General features: G+C 55.5%; 18 protein-coding genes. 9 read left to right on the forward strand and 9 right to left on the reverse strand.

Annotation, left to right across the window (positions count from 1 at the left end; all coding sequences use genetic code 11):
• Positions 1–199 precede the first annotated feature (199 nt).
• Positions 200–946, forward strand: a complete 747-nt coding sequence (locus I6J72_RS08240) for a FadR/GntR family transcriptional regulator (protein ID WP_239107278.1) — start codon at positions 200–202, stop codon at positions 944–946.
• A 9-nt stretch (positions 947–955) separates the two neighbouring features.
• Here the strand turns inward: I6J72_RS08240 and I6J72_RS08245 are convergent, their stop codons facing one another.
• The 4 genes from I6J72_RS08245 to I6J72_RS08260 all read right to left on the reverse strand — a co-directional run bounded on the left by I6J72_RS08245 (position 956) and on the right by I6J72_RS08260 (position 3,890).
• Positions 956–1,612 (reverse strand): N-acetylmannosamine-6-phosphate 2-epimerase, encoded by a 657-nt coding sequence (locus I6J72_RS08245; RefSeq protein ID WP_370552168.1) that lies wholly within the window; start codon positions 1,610–1,612, stop codon positions 956–958.
• 95 nt (positions 1,613–1,707) lie between these two features.
• On the reverse strand, positions 1,708–2,649 hold the full coding sequence (locus tag I6J72_RS08250; protein WP_204098850.1) for an ROK family protein: 942 nt from the start codon (positions 2,647–2,649) through the stop codon (positions 1,708–1,710).
• Positions 2,650–2,680: 31 nt separating this feature from the next.
• Positions 2,681–3,625 (reverse strand): dihydrodipicolinate synthase family protein, encoded by a 945-nt coding sequence (locus tag I6J72_RS08255; protein ID WP_204098851.1) that lies wholly within the window; start codon positions 3,623–3,625, stop codon positions 2,681–2,683.
• A gap of 115 nt (positions 3,626–3,740) precedes the next feature.
• On the reverse strand, positions 3,741–3,890 hold the full coding sequence (locus I6J72_RS08260; RefSeq protein ID WP_204100535.1) for a hypothetical protein: 150 nt from the start codon (positions 3,888–3,890) through the stop codon (positions 3,741–3,743).
• Positions 3,891–3,995: 105 nt separating this feature from the next.
• On the opposite strand from I6J72_RS08260, the gene I6J72_RS08265 reads away from it, so the two are divergent.
• On the forward strand, positions 3,996–5,873 hold the full coding sequence (locus I6J72_RS08265; RefSeq protein WP_204098852.1) for a DUF262 domain-containing protein: 1,878 nt from the start codon (positions 3,996–3,998) through the stop codon (positions 5,871–5,873).
• Between the two features lie 121 nt (positions 5,874–5,994).
• Entirely contained in the window at positions 5,995–6,501 is a 507-nt protein-coding gene (locus I6J72_RS08270; RefSeq protein WP_204098853.1) for a GNAT family N-acetyltransferase, read from the forward strand.
• Here I6J72_RS08270 and I6J72_RS08275 read toward each other — a convergent pair.
• From I6J72_RS08275 to I6J72_RS13210, 5 genes are all read right to left on the reverse strand, one after another.
• A complete protein-coding gene (locus tag I6J72_RS08275; RefSeq protein ID WP_204098854.1) occupies positions 6,493–6,942 on the reverse strand; it encodes a hypothetical protein in 450 nt (149 codons plus the stop codon). The genes I6J72_RS08270 and I6J72_RS08275 overlap by 9 nt on opposite strands.
• 120 nt (positions 6,943–7,062) lie before the next feature.
• On the reverse strand, positions 7,063–7,839 hold the full coding sequence (locus tag I6J72_RS08280; RefSeq protein ID WP_204098643.1) for an ATP-binding protein: 777 nt from the start codon (positions 7,837–7,839) through the stop codon (positions 7,063–7,065).
• Positions 7,836–9,470, reverse strand: a complete 1,635-nt coding sequence (gene istA, locus I6J72_RS08285; protein WP_204098642.1) for an IS21 family transposase — start codon at positions 9,468–9,470, stop codon at positions 7,836–7,838. Before istA ends, I6J72_RS08280 begins: the two co-directional genes overlap by 4 nt.
• Positions 9,471–9,585: 115 nt before the next feature.
• On the reverse strand, positions 9,586–10,932 hold the full coding sequence (locus I6J72_RS08290; RefSeq protein ID WP_204098855.1) for a bifunctional UDP-sugar hydrolase/5'-nucleotidase: 1,347 nt from the start codon (positions 10,930–10,932) through the stop codon (positions 9,586–9,588).
• A 495-nt stretch (positions 10,933–11,427) separates the two neighbouring features.
• Positions 11,428–11,556 carry a hypothetical protein gene (locus tag I6J72_RS13210; protein WP_255562218.1) on the reverse strand — a complete coding sequence of 43 codons (129 nt, stop codon included), beginning with the start codon at positions 11,554–11,556 and terminating at the stop codon, positions 11,428–11,430.
• A 168-nt stretch (positions 11,557–11,724) separates the two neighbouring features.
• On the opposite strand from I6J72_RS13210, the gene I6J72_RS08295 reads away from it, so the two are divergent.
• From I6J72_RS08295 to I6J72_RS08320, 6 genes are all read left to right on the forward strand, one after another.
• A complete protein-coding gene (locus I6J72_RS08295; RefSeq protein ID WP_204098856.1) occupies positions 11,725–12,972 on the forward strand; it encodes an arginine deiminase in 1,248 nt (415 codons plus the stop codon).
• A 506-nt stretch (positions 12,973–13,478) separates the two neighbouring features.
• Complete coding sequence (locus I6J72_RS08300; RefSeq protein ID WP_204100487.1) at positions 13,479–14,717, forward strand: hypothetical protein; 1,239 nt, start codon at positions 13,479–13,481, stop codon at positions 14,715–14,717.
• A 33-nt stretch (positions 14,718–14,750) separates the two neighbouring features.
• Positions 14,751–15,323 (forward strand): hypothetical protein, encoded by a 573-nt coding sequence (locus tag I6J72_RS08305; protein WP_070669715.1) that lies wholly within the window; start codon positions 14,751–14,753, stop codon positions 15,321–15,323.
• A 3-nt stretch (positions 15,324–15,326) separates the two neighbouring features.
• Positions 15,327–15,908, forward strand: coding sequence for a hypothetical protein (locus I6J72_RS08310; RefSeq protein ID WP_204098857.1), 582 nt, complete (start codon positions 15,327–15,329; stop codon positions 15,906–15,908).
• 241 nt (positions 15,909–16,149) lie between these two features.
• On the forward strand, positions 16,150–17,403 hold the full coding sequence (locus I6J72_RS08315; RefSeq protein ID WP_204098858.1) for an ATP-binding protein: 1,254 nt from the start codon (positions 16,150–16,152) through the stop codon (positions 17,401–17,403).
• A gap of 28 nt (positions 17,404–17,431) precedes the next feature.
• The gene (locus I6J72_RS08320; RefSeq protein ID WP_204098859.1) at positions 17,432–17,779 is read left to right on the forward strand and encodes a DUF2200 domain-containing protein; all 348 of its coding nucleotides are present in this window, start codon (positions 17,432–17,434) and stop codon (positions 17,777–17,779) included.
• Positions 17,780–17,783: the final 4 nt, after the last annotated feature.

Below are 17,783 nucleotides of genomic sequence, written 5' to 3' on the forward strand. Positions count from 1 at the left end.
CAGGGCTTTCCATATAGAGAGATAAGTCACTCTCCGATTCGTCTGTGCAACAAAGCATGTTAAAAGATACAATACATCAGACGTCTGATGTGTGAAGGGATTTACGATAAAGCCGTCTACCCCCTGATCGTCAGAGTGAAGGACTCCTCCCCCAGTAGCGCTCGTTTTCTGTAAACCGAGCTGAGGTGGGAAACTTAAGATGCATGGAACAGAAATGAGGGAACAGCCAGTGCACACCGGAACGTGGGGATTCAGTGAAGCCGAACATCGCCCTGCCTCAACCACACAGCAGGCTGTAGAGGGCATCAAGAAATTCATCCAGGACAACGCACTCAAGCCTGGGGACACTTTGCCAACCGAATCAGAGCTCTGTGAGGAACTCGGTTTCTCTCGCTCTTCTGTCCGAGAAGCCATCAGAATCCTAACGACGTTAGATATCGTCGAAGTCAGGCACGGAACAGGAACGTTTGTCTCTGACACCTCACTCAAAGCCCTAGTTCAAGGCCTCATCTTTCGAGCGACTCTCGACGATGATGACAACCTTGAAACACTACGTAATGTGGTGGAGATCCGGCAGGCAATTGATCTTGCTATCGGGCAAGAAATCACTACCGATCCCGATCCCTCCAAGCTAGATCAGTTGAACGCCATCGTTGAAAAGATGTCAGTCAAGCGGGAGCAAGGTCTCAACTTTGCCGAGGAGGATCGGGAGTTTCATCAGGTTCTGCTTTCCGAAGTAGATAACCCGATTATCCGTGAGCTCAATGATGCCTTCTGGCAAGTGCACATGAACGTCATTCCACTCCGCAAATTGGAAGAACCCCAGGACTTAAGCAGAACAGTTCGCGCACATCAAGACATCATCGATGCACTACAGAACAATGACCTCAAGAAGTACCAAGAGTCTGTGCTCAGGCATTACGAGCCCCTACTGACTTCGCTGTGACAGTCCGCGTCAGCTATTAAAGCTCCGCGTAATCCACGCAGGATCTGTAATGGCAGTGCCAATGATGATTGCGTCGGCGCCGGCGCGCTTTCCTGCAGCCACATCATCGCGCGAGGCAAACCTGCCTTCGCCGATCACAAAAGCATCCTCACCACAAAGCCGTCGCGCCTCTGCCAAGCATTCAAGATCCGGGCCTTCGGTCTTGGTCCGGAACTCTGTATAGCCTGCCAGCGTCGTTGAAATGATATCCGCCCCCGCTTGGTGGGCACGCTGCATTTCTTCCGGGGTAGAACAGTCAGCCATCGACAGAACATTAAGTCGGTGACACTCCGCGACAAGGTCGGAAAAGCTTGAGCCATCAGGCCGAGGGCGATCCGTAGCATCCGCACAGATAACAGCTGCACCCGCCTCAGCCAATTGGCGTACGGACTCAACGGTAGGGGTGATATAAACCCCCTCACTCCCCTCCTTTGTCAGACCGAAAACTGGTACATCTACTGCGGCTGCGATTGCCTCGACATCCTCAATGCCGCCATACCCGCCACACCGGATTGCGCGGCTTCCGCCCTCAACACACGCACGAGCGACATGCGTCAAGGTGTGGGTATCGCGCATTGGGTGACCATCTGGCGCTTGCACCGAGACAATCACCGAGTTTCGAATCATGTCGTGAACTTCTTCTCGGCGGTCCGCCAGTTCACTACTCTTATACCTAAACATATGCCTGAGTCCTCCTCTGGATATATCGCAGATAAACAGTGCTAAAAAGCGTTATCTCGAGCAAAAGCCGCTGCGCCTACTAACGGGGCTGTCGCCGGGGATTCAGTAACCTGAACTGCAATGGAGCGATTCGGCTTCAACGCGAAATCCTCTATGGCCTGACGGAATGGTTCTTCGACAGCGGCCCCAATCTGGCACACACCGCCGCCTAAGACAACGGCGTCGAGATCGAGCCCTGAAACAAGACCAGCCACCGCGCGGCCAAGGCCATAGGAATTCCCTCGAATAATCCGGGAAGCGAGCTCATCTCCCTGGTTCATTCTTTCCACGACCTTTTCGAGGGGAAGCGCTAACTGGGCCCGTTCCTTCCACTGCACCCGCTCGCTCGCCGGGTTCGTAGAAAATTCTTCGTAATACGCAGCCAGGCTATTGCCGCTCATAATGTTCTCGGCGCGGTCCGCAAAGCCCCGGAAATCAGCGCACAATAGCTCCGAAAACTCTCCGGCTGATCCGGTAGGTCCACTGAGCAGACTCCCGTTATCACTCACTGCCCCGCCGACTCCAGTTCCCAACGAAAGGTACAGAACTCTGCCTGACTGAAAATCTTTCGCGGCTCCGAGCATTAGCTCTCCGTACGCCCAGACTCGCACATCGTTATGAACAGCACACGGGAGGTCAACTACCTCTTTCGCGACCGCTCGAAGATTGGTACCAGCCCAATTCTTGATAGTGTCCCCGTTGTAGGTGACGAGTCCCTCAGGCGCCTGAATCACTCCTGGCGAGCCAATGCCGATTCTCGCCGGAGCAATGCCCGATTCCTCCAACGCCAACTGAATGGCCTTCTTGATCTGCTCCTGTGGCGAAGCCCCGCCTGGCTGGGTAGGCATCTTTCCCAGCGCTACTGCCTGCATTGGGTCTTCATCAGACACGAAGCCCCAACCAATCTTTGTTGCACCGACATCAAGCGCAAGCGTACTAGTCACTCTTCACTCGTTTCGTCGTAGTTCAGGGGAATTAGGGCTCGATCACGTGAGCGGCATCGACGATCTCATGAATCTTGGCCAGCTCCTCATCGTTCAGAGCGACATGCGGACGGGACATGAGCCCCGACGGGAAGACACCCAGGTGGTGAAGCGCTGCCTTAAAACTGCCGAGGCCCTGCGAGCTTCCGCCCATGCGCGTGCCGTCACCAACACCAACGATGGTGAAAAGGTCACAAATCTTAGACTGCAATTCCGCAGCCTCTGCATACGCCCCGTCAACCAAGAGCTCATGCAGCTTCACGTAGGAAACTGGGTCCACGTTACCCAGACCAGGTACCACGCCATCGGCACCTGCCAGGTAAGCAAAGTCGACCGTAGTTTCCGAGCCGGTCAAGACCACAAAGTCTGTCACCCCAGCCTTGTTACGAGCACTAATCAAGGCACGCGTGTATCCATCATTGCCGCCGGAATCCTTGACGCCAGCGATAATGCCTTCCTTGGCAAGGGAAATGAGAGTAACAATATCCAGCACGGAGTGAACGCTGACCGGAATGTTGTACGCGTAGATGGGAGTCTCTGGCGCGGCTTCATGAAGAAGTCGGAAGTGCTCTGCAATTTCTACATCATGAGTACGAACATAAAAAGGTGCTGTAGCAACTAGCCCTTGCACCCCGAGCGCGACGGCATCTTCAATATGCTCAATGACTCGCGGAGCCGTCATATCAATCACTCCGGCAATGACCGGAACGCGCCCTTTAGCCTGTTCCACCACCGTTGCGATGACTTCCTTGCGCTGCTCTCGAGTGAGGAAAGCAACCTCACCCGAAGAGCCGAGAACAAACAGACCATGAACGCCAGCCTTAATAAGGCGTTCAGCCTGGCGCTTGAGGGTATCAGTGTCAACAGAATAGTCCTCATTAAACGGAGTTAGCAGCGGTGGCACCACACCGCGCAGAAGCTGTGTGCTTGCAGTCATGTTTGGAAACCTTCCTACTCACCTTCACACTTGAGTCATAAGACATCATACGTCTCCTGCGATTGTGATGCAGTTCCTTCTGGCGAAAGGAAGCGAAAGAAGAAACCCGACTGACTTACCCAGGCAATAACTCTGAAGCCTCCACCACCACACTCACCACGAGCACGTCGCGCGCACGCGGGGCCGCCACGTAAAGCAACGCCCGCTCCCGCTGCAAGGCCTCGTCGGTAAGCACCTGCGCAAACATGCCTACAGTATCGTGCACGCACAGTTCCGAGCTGTAGTGCTGCAACAAATGCCCCGAATTCTCTTTAACATCAAAGGCTTTGAGGCATGCTAGAAATGACTGTTCACCACAGAGGAGGCACCGATGGGTTTCAACACCAACATGCACCAACTATCGGCACTGATGCGTTCTACCGAGAATGGGGAGATTCAGCTCCCCGATTTCCAGCGAAAGTACAAGTGGGAGGACGAGCGCGTCCGCCAGCTTCTCATCACCATCTTCCGTGGACATCCGCTGGGCATCATCATGTTGTTAGAAACTGGTAACTCCTCTGTCAGGTTCAAGCCACGCCCCATCGAAAGCACCGAGGCTACTGCCACTTCCGAGCCCAAGTTCTTGCTTCTCGACGGCCAGCAACGACTGACATCTCTCACCCAAGCTCTCAAAGGCAACGGCGTAGTTCACACCAAAGACTCACGTGGCAAGCGCCTCGACCGTAGGTACTTCATCAATATCCAAAAGTCTATTGAAGATCCCTTCGAGCTAGATGAAGCAGTGATCTCCGTGCCAGCTGATGGAGTTATTCGAACCAATTTTAACCGCGATATTGTTCTCGATCTCAGCAGCATGGAAAAGCAACACGAAGCAGGCTACATCCCTGTTTCGCTGCTCCTTGATCAGATGGGTCTTTTCGAATGGTTCGGCAAGTTGGGTAACACCGAGCTCATGACTGCATTCAGCGATGGGATTATCCGTCAGATCAACGAATACAAGATTCCCGCAATTGAGCTGGACAAGGAGACGGACAAGGCAGCGGTGGCCACTGTCTTCGAAAAGGTCAACGTGGGTGGACTTCCGCTCAACGTTTTTGAGCTCCTCACAGCAGTGTTTGCAGGCGATGCGGAGTATTACGACAAGTACCAGCGCGATTTCCGCCTCAACGATGACTGGGTGGAGACTAAGGCGCTGTGGAAAGAACACGATGTCCTCCACAAGGTAGAGAACACTGACTTCCTCCAAGCAATCACCATGCTGACGACTCTTGAGCGAAGCAAGCATTCCTCGGTAAGCCGCAAAGTCGGCCTGTCTGCCAAGAGAGAAGACGTTCTAAAGCTTGAGTTGAACGACTACCTCACTTGGCGCGACGCCCTGCGTCAAGGATTCATCTGGGCGGCAGGCTTCCTCGCAGATCTGCACATCTATCGGTTCAGGGATGTCCCCTACCCGAAGCAATTGGTTCCGCTTGCTGCCATTGCTGTTGTTCTTGGCAAGGAAGCAGACAAACACCACGTGAAAGAAAAGATCACGCAGTGGTTCTGGAGTGGAGTCTTGGGCGAGCTCTATGGCGCTGCCATTGAGACGCGCTTCGTACGTGACCTCGAAGGGGTACCTGCTTGGGCGATGGGTGAAGAAACTTCCGCCCCACGAACCGTGCAGGACGCTACCTTCGCTGAATCCCGCCTTCATTCTTTGCGCACCCGCAATGCCGCTGCCTACAAGGGCATCGCAGCACTCATCATGGCACAGGGCTCAACAGACTGGGTCGAGGGAAAACAATTCGGAGCATTCCAGTACAGGGACATGGCCGTGGACATTCACCATATTTTCCCTCAGGACTGGTGCAAGAAAAACGGAATTGATAACGAGCGCCGCGAGTCAATCGTCAATAAAACGACACTAAGCGCACGCACGAACCGTGTCATCGGTGGCGTCGCACCATCGGCATACCTGACCAAGGTTGAGAACGAATCTGGCTTCGATGCCGATGGCGTGGACGGTGTTCTCCGCGGACACCTCATTTCGCCCGAAGCACTGCGCCAGGACAACTTTGATGCTTTCTTCGAGCTTCGACGAGAGTCGATTTGCACACTCATTGAGGGTGCTCTGAAGAAGACGGTTCAGCGCGATGTCAGCGAAGGAAATGCCGTGGAAGACTCGTCATTCTTCGAGGAAGAAGCCCTTGAGGAACCAGGCCAGGTAGAACCAGGCCAGGTAGCAGACGAACCCCCATCAGAGGTCTGAAGCAGCATCGGTTCCTTGCCGACCGGCGCAGCAGCGCAGCCTTCGGGCAAGAACGACTGCACCACGCGTTTCCATTTTGGGTAACCTTGGCAGACCGTAGCTTTCGACGTCAGGACCGACAATGAATGACACTTATTCCCTAAGCACTCCGCGACTCAACCTTGCGGTACCGACGGATGCCGATATTGACGCCATCTTTGCCATTCACTCGGACGCCCGCACCTACGATCACCGCCCTGAACTTGCCATGAAGACCAGGGAGGAAGCCACGGAGCTGGCACGCGCATGGCAAGCCAATTGGCGCGATAAGCAGTTGGGTTACTACGTGGTATCGACGCTCGATGGCACGACCATAGGATTTGTTGGTGTGCGACATAGCAAAGAGGCCGGTGAAGAGGTACTCAACCTCTACTACCGCTTCGCACCTGAATCGCAGGGCCAGGGCTATGCCAAGGAGGCCGCGACCGCTGCGATTACCAGTGCGCGTGAGCGTTTCCCACAGCTCCCCGTCGTTGCCATCATCGATCCCACCAACGAGGCGTCGATTGCCCTAGCCTTGAAGCTCGGACTTCAACACATCCCCGGCGCAGGAGTGCCGGATGACTATGAGGTCTACCGACTAGGCTGATAAAAAATATCTGGACACTCGCAGCTCAGCCACTCTTTTGATACGTGGGAATGACTCCGTAAAACTGAAATGCCCTAGTTTTTGATGCAGTCCCTGCAAGGGGAAGTGATCCGAAGGAAGATTTAGTTGCCACGAGCCCGGCAAGAAGGTCTTCAGATAGCGAACAATCCCATCCAGTACAGACTTGGGAGTAAACGCGACGAAAGTACCCGCCAGTGCAGCAATCACCCCGATGGCAATGGCCACTGCATGCGAAGAGCCAATCGACGATTCTTCTGCCTTTCCACCGTTTGCTGGACCGTTTGGCTTTTCAGGAGTCTGCAAAGGTGAAAGTTCACCGTGCCGCTTGATGTACTCGGAGAAGACATCCACGTCGATTGCCGTGCCCTCAGAAGTCACAGGCGCATCGACGAATGAATCGACCTTGTCGCCACCATTCACCACGTAGTTGCTAATAGCTAGCGAGTAGGTGTTAGGACCACGGATTTAGTAACGCCGTGGTGAGCAAGCAGTAACGCCCGGGTGAGTATTGAGTAACACCCGGGCGTTGACTATGAGCAACTATTCTGCGTTGGCTTCTAGGCGCATGTTGGGTCCTTCCAGTGTGATGATCTCAGCGCCAACGACGAGTCGATTCAGGATTGACTCGGCGATGACAGCGTCCGGGATGGATTTGTACCACTCATCGGGCGTGAACTGGGAGGTCACGATCGTTGATCCCCGGTGTTCGCGTTCGGCAAGAATATTGAGCAGCTGGTGTGCTGTGGCAGCATCAATCGGGGTTGTTAGGAAGTCGTCAAGAACGAGGACGTCTGCCAGGTGCAGGTCTTGAAGAAACTCCATGCGTGCTGTGTCATTATGGCGTAGCACCATTAGCTGGTTGGCTAGTGTGTCTGTGCGGAAGAAACGGGCGGAGTAGTCGTTTCTGCACGCGGCGGTAAGCAGTGCTTGGGCCAGGTAGGTTTTGCCGACGGATGATTTGCCGAGGATGACAATGCTTTGCGCTTTTTGACACCATTGGCAGTGAGCGAGTCTGGTGATTTGCTCTTTGTTGAGGTTGCGGCTGGGCGCGTAGGTGATGTCTTCGATACATGCATCGAGATTTGGCGATCGGGATGCTTTGAGTAATTTGTTGACTCGTCTCTCACGCTTGGCCGCGACTTCTTTATCGAGTGCGTAGAGCACCTTGTCGGAAAAACTCCACGAGTCGAAGACAGGATCTGCGGCAATATCAATCACGGTTCGCCCGAAGGCCGTCATTCGCAGATCGGTAAAGATCGGCAGGACCGATTCATCTAGAAAGCGTGCTGATGCTGATGCTGGTTGTGGCTGTGTCATGACTTCGAAGGTCCTTTCTTCCTAAGGTTTTCCATGCTGAACTGGGCAGACCCACCCAGATACGCGCCGCGGGTATCACGTGCGTGAACTGCTGGTGGTGTTTCAGGCGGTGTTGTTGGCGCAAGATCATGGCCTGTCGGGCGGGTGGATTGGTCTTTGCGTACCGCAGCCATCATGTTTTTCACCGCGGTATACGACACGGCCCTCCTTGCGCCATCAGGTGCGATCAAGCGGGCACAGGCTTGTTCCAAAATCGCCTTGTTGGCGTGCTTGCCCATATTTAGTACGTTTCGACACGACTGATACGCCTGGGCAGGGATTGCCTTTGCGCTGATGAGTTCTGCGATGACTTTCTGGGTCGCTGGCCCGATCTTGGCCGCTTCACGGTAGAAGTAGTCACTGGTCCACAGCCCTGTGGTATCAGCCATGTTGGCAGGAATATGATCCACGTCAGTGACATAGATCCCCCGGGCTTGGGCAAGCCGGTGGGTGGCAACACGCTGCCCAGCGTCAAAGACAGTAACTTCGTTGCCAGTGATACGTACATCGACAGTCCGGCCGACGAGCTGGTAGGGCACCGAATAGTGAGCAGTATTGACGGTGATGTGGAAGTTGGGGGCGACTTTCGCACGTTTCCATTCGGTATGCTGCCACGGTGTTGTGGGAAGTTGGCCAAGCACATCACGTTCAAACTCATTAAAGAGCATTCTTCTGCTGGTGTAGGTGCCACGAAACGGGACCGCGTCATTGATATCGTCAACTAGGCTGCGGATGCGTGCATTGAGTTCATCAAGCCCAACGCATTGATGCCCGTGGAGGGTATGGATGACTTTTTGGGTGATGATCTTGACAGCCGCTTCCACGTTCGCCTTGTCCTTCGGACGCCGAGCACGAGCAGGCAGCGCGGCAGTGTTGTAATGCTCGAGGAATTCCTCGTAGGTGGAATTAACCTGCCGGTTGCGGTCAGCAGCACCAATTGCGTGTGACGCTGTCGAAGCATTATCAGGCACAATGACTTCAGCAACGCCACCGAAGTATTCAAACGCTTGGATATGTGCCCACAGCCACGCCGCTTGCCGCTGGTTCGGGCAAGCACAGGCAAACAGCATTCCCGAATATGGCAGTGACGCCACGAAAATACTGACTTTTGTACCCCGGGCATCAATCGGGTCAAACAGCCGCATCGTGGTACCGGCCCAGTCGACTTGCATAGTGTGTGCCGGGATATGCGTAATGCGTGCGGTAAGTCCTGTGGCATCAACGTGTTCGGCGACAAGCTGGCGGAACCGCTCGTAGCTGTAGTAACGCTGAGACGGACGAGCAGGTTGGGTGGTGTAGCGACCCCACAAGACTTGGAGAGTGACTTTGTTTCGGCCGGTGCGTGCTTTAGCCACCGCGTCGAAGTCGATGGGCACGAAATCTCCTTGGGCAAGACTTCGACCATCAACAAACCATGTGGCCATTTCTTCGTCGGTGATACCGGCGAGTTGTTCATCGGTTGCGATCTGGTGTGCCGCCATTGCCTGGCGGGCCTTTTGAACTGTGGTATGCGAGCAACGCACAGTCGAGCAGATTTGACGGACGGACCAGCCTTGTAAGACAAGATCCATCACGGCCCGGTAATCAGTCACGATCGGACTCCTCTGATTATGCCGCGAGCCCTTTTGTCACGCGGTCAGAAGAATCTTCTCCCAAAGTGTTACTCGATACTCACCATCCCGTTACTGGATAGTCACCACGGTGTTACTAGATACCCCCGCGCAACAAGTAGGTGGACTGCATTTCCATAGGAGTACCGTCATCGAGCTTTATCGCCGTGACACGATCACCAAATGGCGCCGACATGTCATACTCAAACGTGAATCCAGCAGTTCGTGGAAAGCCGTTCCCACCTTCCGGATTGGATTCGATTCCTTTCTCCAACGCATCCTTGATCTGAGCACCGGTTGCTTGAATCGCGATTGGTGAGTTACCAAAAGGAAGCACCGACTGCGCATCGCGACGGGTCAGGGTCCCCTCTTTCATGTCGGCACGCTGGCCGCCGCCGTTCTGCCATCCAAGCTTTGTATCAAAGTGTTCGCGGTACGCATCCGCTACCAGAGGCCCGAGTTCTGCCTTTGATAAGGGCTGAGTCGCAGTACCGAGTTTCTCACCCAGTTGGCGGTCTAACTCCCCATAAAGTTCCTGGGAGCGAGCCTTCCACTTTTCGTTAGCGGTGAGCGATGGATTGACCGGATGATTCACGACCTTCACTGTGCGCTCCTGCGTGGAACGGTCAACAGTAATGTCAAGGTGAACCAGCGTCCCGTAATCAGCGCGCGGGGCAACAATCGGGCGTTTATCGGAGGTGTAGGTTACTTCTTCTGGTGATTGTGCCTCGTTTTCTTCGCGCAGCGCTGCTGCAAGCTCGGGAATTTCTTCCATCACCAGAGTGGTGTCTTCTTTTGAAATCTGACTCAGCAGAATGATTGCATCCACGTCTTCTACTTGAAGTCTGTTGACCCCGGCGCGCGCTGATTCAACAAAATCCCCCGTAATAACTTCCTTGGCAGCTACGGTCCGATCAAGGTCTGCAGTAAGGGACACAAACCCGACGGTAAGTTCTCCAGACTTGGCGATAAAGGTGGTTCCATCCTCACTGACCGGTTCACCATTCTGGGTAGTCAGATTGCTGGAAATCCACGGAAACTCAGCCTTTTTAATAAGGCTGCGTGTGTGGTCTAAGCCGTAATCAAAGTCATGGTTGCCAAAATTACCGACGTCCACACCAAGCTCATTAAAGGCCTCTACAAAAGGCTCACCGCGAAATACCGAGCCGAATAGGCTTCCAGCGGCCAGTTCCCCACCGAAAGCAACGATGGGATCGCCTTCTTTTTCCCGGAGAGTGTCGAGTGCAGTTGCCAAGTAAGCGATACCACCCTGGTGGCTTCCATCGTCCCACGAACGCGGTTCAAACTCCTTCATGTCTTGGAAGTAGACGACGTCCCCAGAAGCCACAGCCCGATCAGTGGGAACAGCCTCAGCTGCAACGGCATTTGCTGCGTTAAGAGAGAAGAGGGAGGCCAAAGCAAGAAGGATATGACGATTACGCATAGAGGAATTTTGTCTTGCCTGGTTGGAGGAGTTCAGACATAAGGGGAAAATCGAGATGAATTTTGGAAGTCTAAATGCTTACTAACCGCCCCCTGTTCCTAGATAATAGAGCAGCGCTGACTTAATCCTCAACGACGTTTCGTTTCTTAAACCGAGTGAGATGTTTGACCCGCATGTTCGAATCAATCTCACCGTTGTCCGACCCCATCTCTATTGTCAAAAATGCTCCTACAAGGAAGGCAGAAAACCTACCTTCCTCCCTATCACTCTGGGGCCGCGCTGCCACTTCTCATCAAAAGCGGCGCGGCCCCTTCTTCAAACTTCAAAGCTCTTCATAAACTTCAAAGAATTCACAAAATTCATAAACTTCACAAGACTTCAAAGCTCTTTGGGTTGGATTCGGGCAAAGGGTCGTAGGAGATCATGAGAAATCTTCCCTTTTCTACTATTCGCGTAGAGTTTCATCCCCTCCGCATTTATTCATCCAGCCTCCGGCTAGGACACGATGCCCTTCGGCGTCGGTGTTGTCGCAGTGGTGGAGGGATGGACGTCGGCAAGCGTGGCGTGAAACCGCACCACGCGCACGCCATAGCCGTGTGAATAAACGCGGATAATAGTATGCAAGCCGCCGCAAAACCTGCGCCTACGTGGTCTTTTCCTCACTGCCAGGAGCTTGAAAAGGTTCAAACTTATCTTAGAATTGTCATCTAGTTCACAATCACCTCTCGCGGTGCTACCTCTCACTACACAAGTTGCTGACACGGTTCACCGCGCGCAGAGAAAGGTTCAAACATGACAACTCCCCCACCAGGCGTCTGGTCCGAGGCAGGCAAGCTCCGCCAAGTGATGGTGTGTGCGCCGGGGCTCGCACACGAGCGGCTGACACCGAGCAACTGCAAAGACCTGCTCTTCGATGACGTTCTGTGGGTTGATGAGGCTAAGAGGCACCATGAGGAGTTCGTCGCCAAGCTGCGTGAGCATGATGTCGATGTTCTGGACATGCACACGCTCCTGGAGGAAACCCTCGACACGGAAGGTGGGCGCGATTTCATCCTGGATTACAAGCTCCTGGATAGAAACGTCGGTGCTGGAATTGGTGGCGAGCTGCGCCACTGGTTCGAGGAGCTGCCCACGAAAAAGCTCGCGGAGCTACTCATCGGCGGTGTGCCCTTTGCTGAGATTCCCGAGGGCCTAGGCCACGGCATCACTGATACGATGCGCGCGGTATACGGCCCAACCGCGTTTGCGTTGCGTCCGCTGCCCAATACGCAGTTCGCGCGCGATAATTCGGCGTGGATTTACGGCGGTGTGTCCCTTAACCCCATGCGTATGCCGGCACGGCACCAGGAAACGCTGCTGACTCGCGCTATCTACAACTTCCATCCGCGGTTCGCCAACGCAGATTTCAAGTTCTGGTACGGCAATACTGACGAAGACCAGGGTTTGGCCGCGCTTGAAGGCGGTGACATCATGCCGATTGGTAAGGGCATTGTGCTCGTCGGCATGGGTGAGCGCACCACGTGGCAGGGAGTTAGCCGATTGGCCATGCGTCTCTTCGAGGAAGAAGCGGCCACCCAGATCATCATCGCTGCCATGGCCAAGGATCGCGCATCGATGCACCTCGACACCGTCTTCACCTTTCTGGATGCAGATAAGGTGACGGCCTACCCCAAGGTCGTTGACACCATTCGCCCCATCGTGTTGCGCCCTTCAACGAGCACGGCGCCTTTCGACGTCGAGCTTCCCACCGAATCGTTCCTCAACGTTGTCGCTCAGGCGCTTGGCATTGGAGCATTCGAAGTCATCGAGACGGGCGGCGATGCCTACACCGCTGCGCGCGAGCAGTGGGACGATGCCAACAACGTCGTGGCCATTGAGCCAGGCGTAGTGGTGGCCTATGACCGTAACAAGCGCACCAACAAGAAGCTGCGTGCTGCGGGCGTAGAGGTCGTGGAAATTGGCTCAGCAGAGCTCGGCCGAGGTCGCGGTGGCGGGCACTGCATGACGTGTCCCATCATTCGGGATGCCGTGGATTACTAAAGCCTCCTGGGAACATATTTTCACACTCCTCACCGGACGCTCCTTTCGGCATGCGGAAGGGGTGATGGTGGGGATGAGGGGGACGTCGGCAAGCGCGGCGTAGGCCTTACCGAGGTGGCGGCCGCGCGTTCGCTACCCCAAGGGTGAGGAATGTGGACGTGGGCGCGACGGCCAGTAGCGCACAACCCCAGCAGTACACATTCAACTTTAAGCTCGCTGCCAGCACCTTCGATTGAAAAGCCGGAATGTCAACACCTCCAAACAGGGTTAATCAAACGATGGTGCACGAACGGTCAAAACGCTGGTCTCCAGGCGCTTAACATTGCTAACTTTCTTGCAGGTGTACAAAATATTTTTCCCTTTTTATTGAGGCGTAAGTTTCCGACACTTAAGATTGTCCCAGGTTTCAAGAAGTTACCCATTATTCTTTAAGTTTCTTTAAGGACGGTATCCAGGTGCATATCAAGGGACTCCGCGCACTCGCGCCACTGGCGGCTACAGCCGCGATGGCGAGCGCGGCCATCATCGCGCCCGCAGCACAGGCGGCTAACATTCCGCCCATGCCGCAGGCTTACCCCATCACGAACCTCTACAAGAGCTGCAGTGCAGCCGGCGAAGACAACGCCACCCCGGAGTGGCGCTTCGCTGAGACGGGACGTCGCTACGTCAGCGACGGCACCCTGCAGTTTAAGAACACCACCAACCAGGAGGTGCCGTACACCGCCTCCGTGGAAACTGGCACCAACCACAAGATTGAGGCCAACTCCAAGGCTGCTATGCCCTCCGGATGGGACACCACGGCCAAGTCCGACATCGGATTGAAACTGAGCAATGGTTGGCACGATAAAGAGACCTTTGGCCCCATCACGCTCAAGCCGGGTGAATCTTTCCGCGTGGAGTATGGCGTGGTGGAAAAGGACTTCATCTCCATGTTCGTCGGTTGCAACGACGACCGCCTAGAGAACATGCCGGGCGCCAACGTCATCCGCGGCAAGGGCCCGGCTGAGCGCTATGCCTTTGCCTACATCATCAAGGCAGACGGTTCCATTTCGGACCTGGCCATGGAGATTCCCTCCCGCTCCCCGGGTGCGAACTCCAAGCCCATTGAGGGCAACTACACCTCCGTGTCCGGCCCGAGCCTGGAGAAGATTGCGGACCCGAAGAAGGACGAAATCATGCAGCCGTCTGAGGAGCTGCAGCGCGATCCGTCCTGGCCTCAGGAGGGCGAGACCTGCGAGGGCCGCGATAGCTCCTGGTACCCGCTGGACATCACCGCAGTGACCCCGACGTTCCGCAAGCCGGGCTACTCCACTGACTTCCTCAACTGGTCCAAGGGCGACTACGAGTACGCACCAGTCACGGACTTCGTCGTGGGCGCGGAGCACTCCCCCTACACCAACTGGCGTGGCAACCGGGGTGACATCCCGAAGGGCTGGCTGGAATCCGTCGGTGCGGTCAAGCGCGCCTACATGCCGGTGGGAACTGAGCTCGAGCACATCGACCTCGCCCCGGGCGAGCGAGTCCGCGTGGAGTACGGCACCACCATGACCCGCATCAACTACCGCGAGATCCACTGCGGTAAGGACGGAAAGTACAGCCTGACCTCCAACTACAAGCAGACCACCGCTCCCAGCGGCTTCTGGGCTGAGGCCACCATCACGAGCAAGGACGGCTCCACCCGCACTGAAGACGTTACCCCAGACGAGTACCGCGACCTTCCGGTTCCTACCCAGACCATCTACTAATCGAACCTCACCATCTCAAGGAGAAAGACCCACATGTTCAAGACCAAGATTGCTTCCACCACCGCTGCTCTGGCCGTTGCTTCCGGCCTCATCCTCGCACCGGCCGCTAACGCCCTGCCGGCACGCGACCTAGGCCCGGCCAACCCGACGACCATCGGTGAGCACTGCGCCAACCCGGGTGACACCGGCCAGACCGTGAACATCAAGCGCACCTACTTCGACGGTTCTGCTGGCTCCTGGACCGTGTCCAACTACAACGACGAGCCGCTTCCGGTTACTCGCTCCATCAAGGAAACCAAGACCAAGACCTGGAACGTTTCCGCCGGCGTTGACTTCAAGCTGCTGGATCTGATCAACTTCACCTTCTCCTCCAGCTACACCGACTCCCAGTCCTACGAGGTCGGCGAACAGGTCGGCCCGTACAACATCGCCCCGGGTAAGACCGCCGTGCTGCGTGCCGGCTGGGTTGTCTCCGACTTTGAAGGTCAGAAGACCATCTGCGGTTCCGATAACACCTGGCAGCCTAACGGCGAGACCTTCACCGCTACCCTGCCGAAGGAACGCCACATTGAGGTCTCCACGCGCGATAACAACGATTGGGGTTAAGGCGTGCTGAAGAAGTCCATCGCGAGCACCTTTGCCGCACTGAGCCTGCTAGCGGTCGCTCCCGTTGCCCACGCCGCGGACTTCGGCGGGGACTTCGAGCTGCCCCAGCGCTGGAACGAGGACCACAAGCCGGGCACGCACTGCTCTACGCCCGGTGAGAACGGCACCTACGTCACCACTACTCGCCGCTGGTTTAAGCAAACCGACGCCACGAGCGTGGCCAACCGCAACGATGAACCCGTACCGGTCAGCCACACCGTGACTCAGGCCCGCACGCAGACCATCGAAGTTTCTGGCTCCATCAAGGGCGTGGGCGAGCTAGCCAAGGTGCTGACCCAGACCTACGGTTTCACCTACGTCAACGAGCAGCACTGGAAGCTCAACCAAAAAGTCGGCCCCTACGAGCTGCCGGCCAACTCCCAGGGCAAGCTGGTGTGGGGCTTCACCATGCTCGACACGGACGGCCAGGACGTGCGCTGCAACTCCGACCAAGAATGGGAGCCCGTGGGCAAGCCCTACTCCGCCACGGTTCCGGAGGCGCGCTACTCCGAGCTGCAACTTGGCGACGCCCCCGTCTGGAACTAACTGAACTAGCTCACCTCCCTGAGCCCCACCACAGAGGGCACCCTCGCGCCGCTTTACGACGGCCGCGGGTGCCCTCTTTTTGGCGTTTTACGGCGTGATAAAACGGCAACGAGAGCCTTGCAGAACGGCAACGGAACTCTTGCAGAACGGCAACGCTGGCATTGTAGAATGGCAATGAGTTCTTTGCAGAACGGCAACGAGAGCCTTGCAGAACCGCAACATCGCAGGTAGATTGAGTGTCATGACTGATTCTTTTCTACATAGAAACGCACAAGATCTTGCGGAGGAAATCCTGTCGGATACGCCTGTGCTGACTATTTCTGGCGCACGCCAGGTGGGAAAGAGCACCCTCGTTCATCAATTGCTCGAAGATAGAGAGCATAGATTCTTTAACCTTGATGAGAGCGCTTCGCTGGCATCTGCACAAGCGGACCCAGATGGGTTTGTCAGGCAGTTCCCCGAGGGGACACTAGCCATTGATGAAATTCAACGCGCGCCCGAGCTCTTTCGTGCCATCAAAGGCGCACTAGAGGAAGATCGACGACCCGGACGCTTTGTCCTCACTGGTTCCTCCAATCTCCTCAGTCTCACAGGAGCTGAAGAGTCTCTCGCTGGCCGTGCAGAAACAATTCGTCTTCACGGCCTTAGCGTGGGTGAACGCTTGGGCATCTACGATGACTTTGCTGGCCGAGTGTGGTCATTAGGTGATTCAGGGCTAAATCCCGCCTTTACCCCTTCCCGGAGCGACTACTTTCAGCTCTTCTGCACACCAAGTTTCCCAGGGCTCAGAGACGCTAGCCGGCGGCGACAGCACCGCTGGTTCGACGCCTACATTGAACGTGTGTTATCGAAAGATGCCGCCGAGCTCTACGGCATTCAATTCCCTGACCGTTTAAACAATCTTCTCAACAAGTTGGCAGCACAAGGAACTGCCGAGCTTGTAGCGGCACACATTGGGCGCGCGCTCGATATTCCTCAACGCTCGGTCCCTACCTATGTGACTGCATTGAGTGACGTATTCTTGCTCAACCAGTTGCCGTCTTGGGGAACCAATCTAGAGAAGCGGGCTATTTCTAAGCCCAAGGTCTTTCTTTCGGATACCGCACTTGCTACAAGCCTTGCAGGACTCGATCCAGAGGCTTTGGAGATGAATACCTCCAGCACGATTACTGGAGGTATCTGCGAAGCTTTCGTCGCCAACGAGCTCTTGAAGCAGAAGGCATGGTCCTCGATTGACTATCGCCTCTTCCACTTTCGTATGTCCACTGGCAAGGAAGTGGACCTCGTATTGGAATCACGCTCCCGGGACATTGTTGGCATCGAGGTCAAAGCCGCAATGTCGATCCAGCCGAAAGACTTTGCCGGCCTGCGCTACCTTCAGCAGGTTGCAGGCGCTTCCTTCCGCGCAGGAATCGTCCTGTATACGGGCAAAGACGTCCTACCCATGGGCGAAAACCTATGGGCAATGCCCATTTCCACGCTGTGGCACGGCTAAACCAGCGATGAAAGATACACTGCGCCCTATGTCCCACCGCATCTTTTCCGTGCCCTTCGCCGACATCTACCCGCACTACGTCAACAAAGTAGAGCGCAAAGACAGGACCGTCAGCGAGCTCCACGAAGTTATCTCTTGGCTCACTGGCTATTCAGTTGAGGGCTTGGAGCGGGCACGAGAGGAGAAGGTCACCCTCGAGGAATTCTTCGAACAGGCACCACATCTCAACCCGTCCTGCTCACTTATCACCGGGAGCATTTGCGGGTACAAGGTCCAAGAAATCGAGGACCCGCTGATGCAAAACATCCGCTACATGGACAAGCTCGTTGACGAGCTCGCCAAAGGCAAGGCCATGGAGAAGATCCTGCGCAGCTAATCTC

It is taken from the genome of Corynebacterium sp. FDAARGOS 1242 (assembly GCF_016889985.1).
GTDB classification, from domain to species: domain Bacteria; phylum Actinomycetota; class Actinomycetes; order Mycobacteriales; family Mycobacteriaceae; genus Corynebacterium; species Corynebacterium minutissimum_B.

What these genes read in the sequence shown, in the direction of transcription:
- I6J72_RS08265 (WP_204098852.1), top strand. Translation starts at nt 3,996, where the DNA reads ATGGGTTTCAACACCAACATGCACCAACTATCGGCACTGATGCGTTCT.
- I6J72_RS08300 (WP_204100487.1), top strand. Translation starts at nt 13,479, where the DNA reads ATGGCGAGCGCGGCCATCATCGCGCCCGCAGCACAGGCGGCTAACATT.
- I6J72_RS08245 (WP_370552168.1), bottom strand. Translation starts at nt 1,612, where the DNA reads ATGATTCGAAACTCGGTGATTGTCTCGGTGCAAGCGCCAGATGGTCAC.
- I6J72_RS08240 (WP_239107278.1), top strand. Translation starts at nt 200, where the DNA reads ATGCATGGAACAGAAATGAGGGAACAGCCAGTGCACACCGGAACGTGG.
- I6J72_RS08295 (WP_204098856.1), top strand. Translation starts at nt 11,725, where the DNA reads ATGACAACTCCCCCACCAGGCGTCTGGTCCGAGGCAGGCAAGCTCCGC.
- I6J72_RS08255 (WP_204098851.1), bottom strand. Translation starts at nt 3,625, where the DNA reads ATGACTGCAAGCACACAGCTTCTGCGCGGTGTGGTGCCACCGCTGCTA.
- I6J72_RS08290 (WP_204098855.1), bottom strand. Translation starts at nt 10,932, where the DNA reads ATGCGTAATCGTCATATCCTTCTTGCTTTGGCCTCCCTCTTCTCTCTT.
- I6J72_RS08315 (WP_204098858.1), top strand. Translation starts at nt 16,150, where the DNA reads ATGACTGATTCTTTTCTACATAGAAACGCACAAGATCTTGCGGAGGAA.
- I6J72_RS08320 (WP_204098859.1), top strand. Translation starts at nt 17,432, where the DNA reads ATGTCCCACCGCATCTTTTCCGTGCCCTTCGCCGACATCTACCCGCAC.
- I6J72_RS08270 (WP_204098853.1), top strand. Translation starts at nt 5,995, where the DNA reads ATGAATGACACTTATTCCCTAAGCACTCCGCGACTCAACCTTGCGGTA.
- I6J72_RS08305 (WP_070669715.1), top strand. Translation starts at nt 14,751, where the DNA reads ATGTTCAAGACCAAGATTGCTTCCACCACCGCTGCTCTGGCCGTTGCT.
- I6J72_RS08280 (WP_204098643.1), bottom strand. Translation starts at nt 7,839, where the DNA reads ATGACACAGCCACAACCAGCATCAGCATCAGCACGCTTTCTAGATGAA.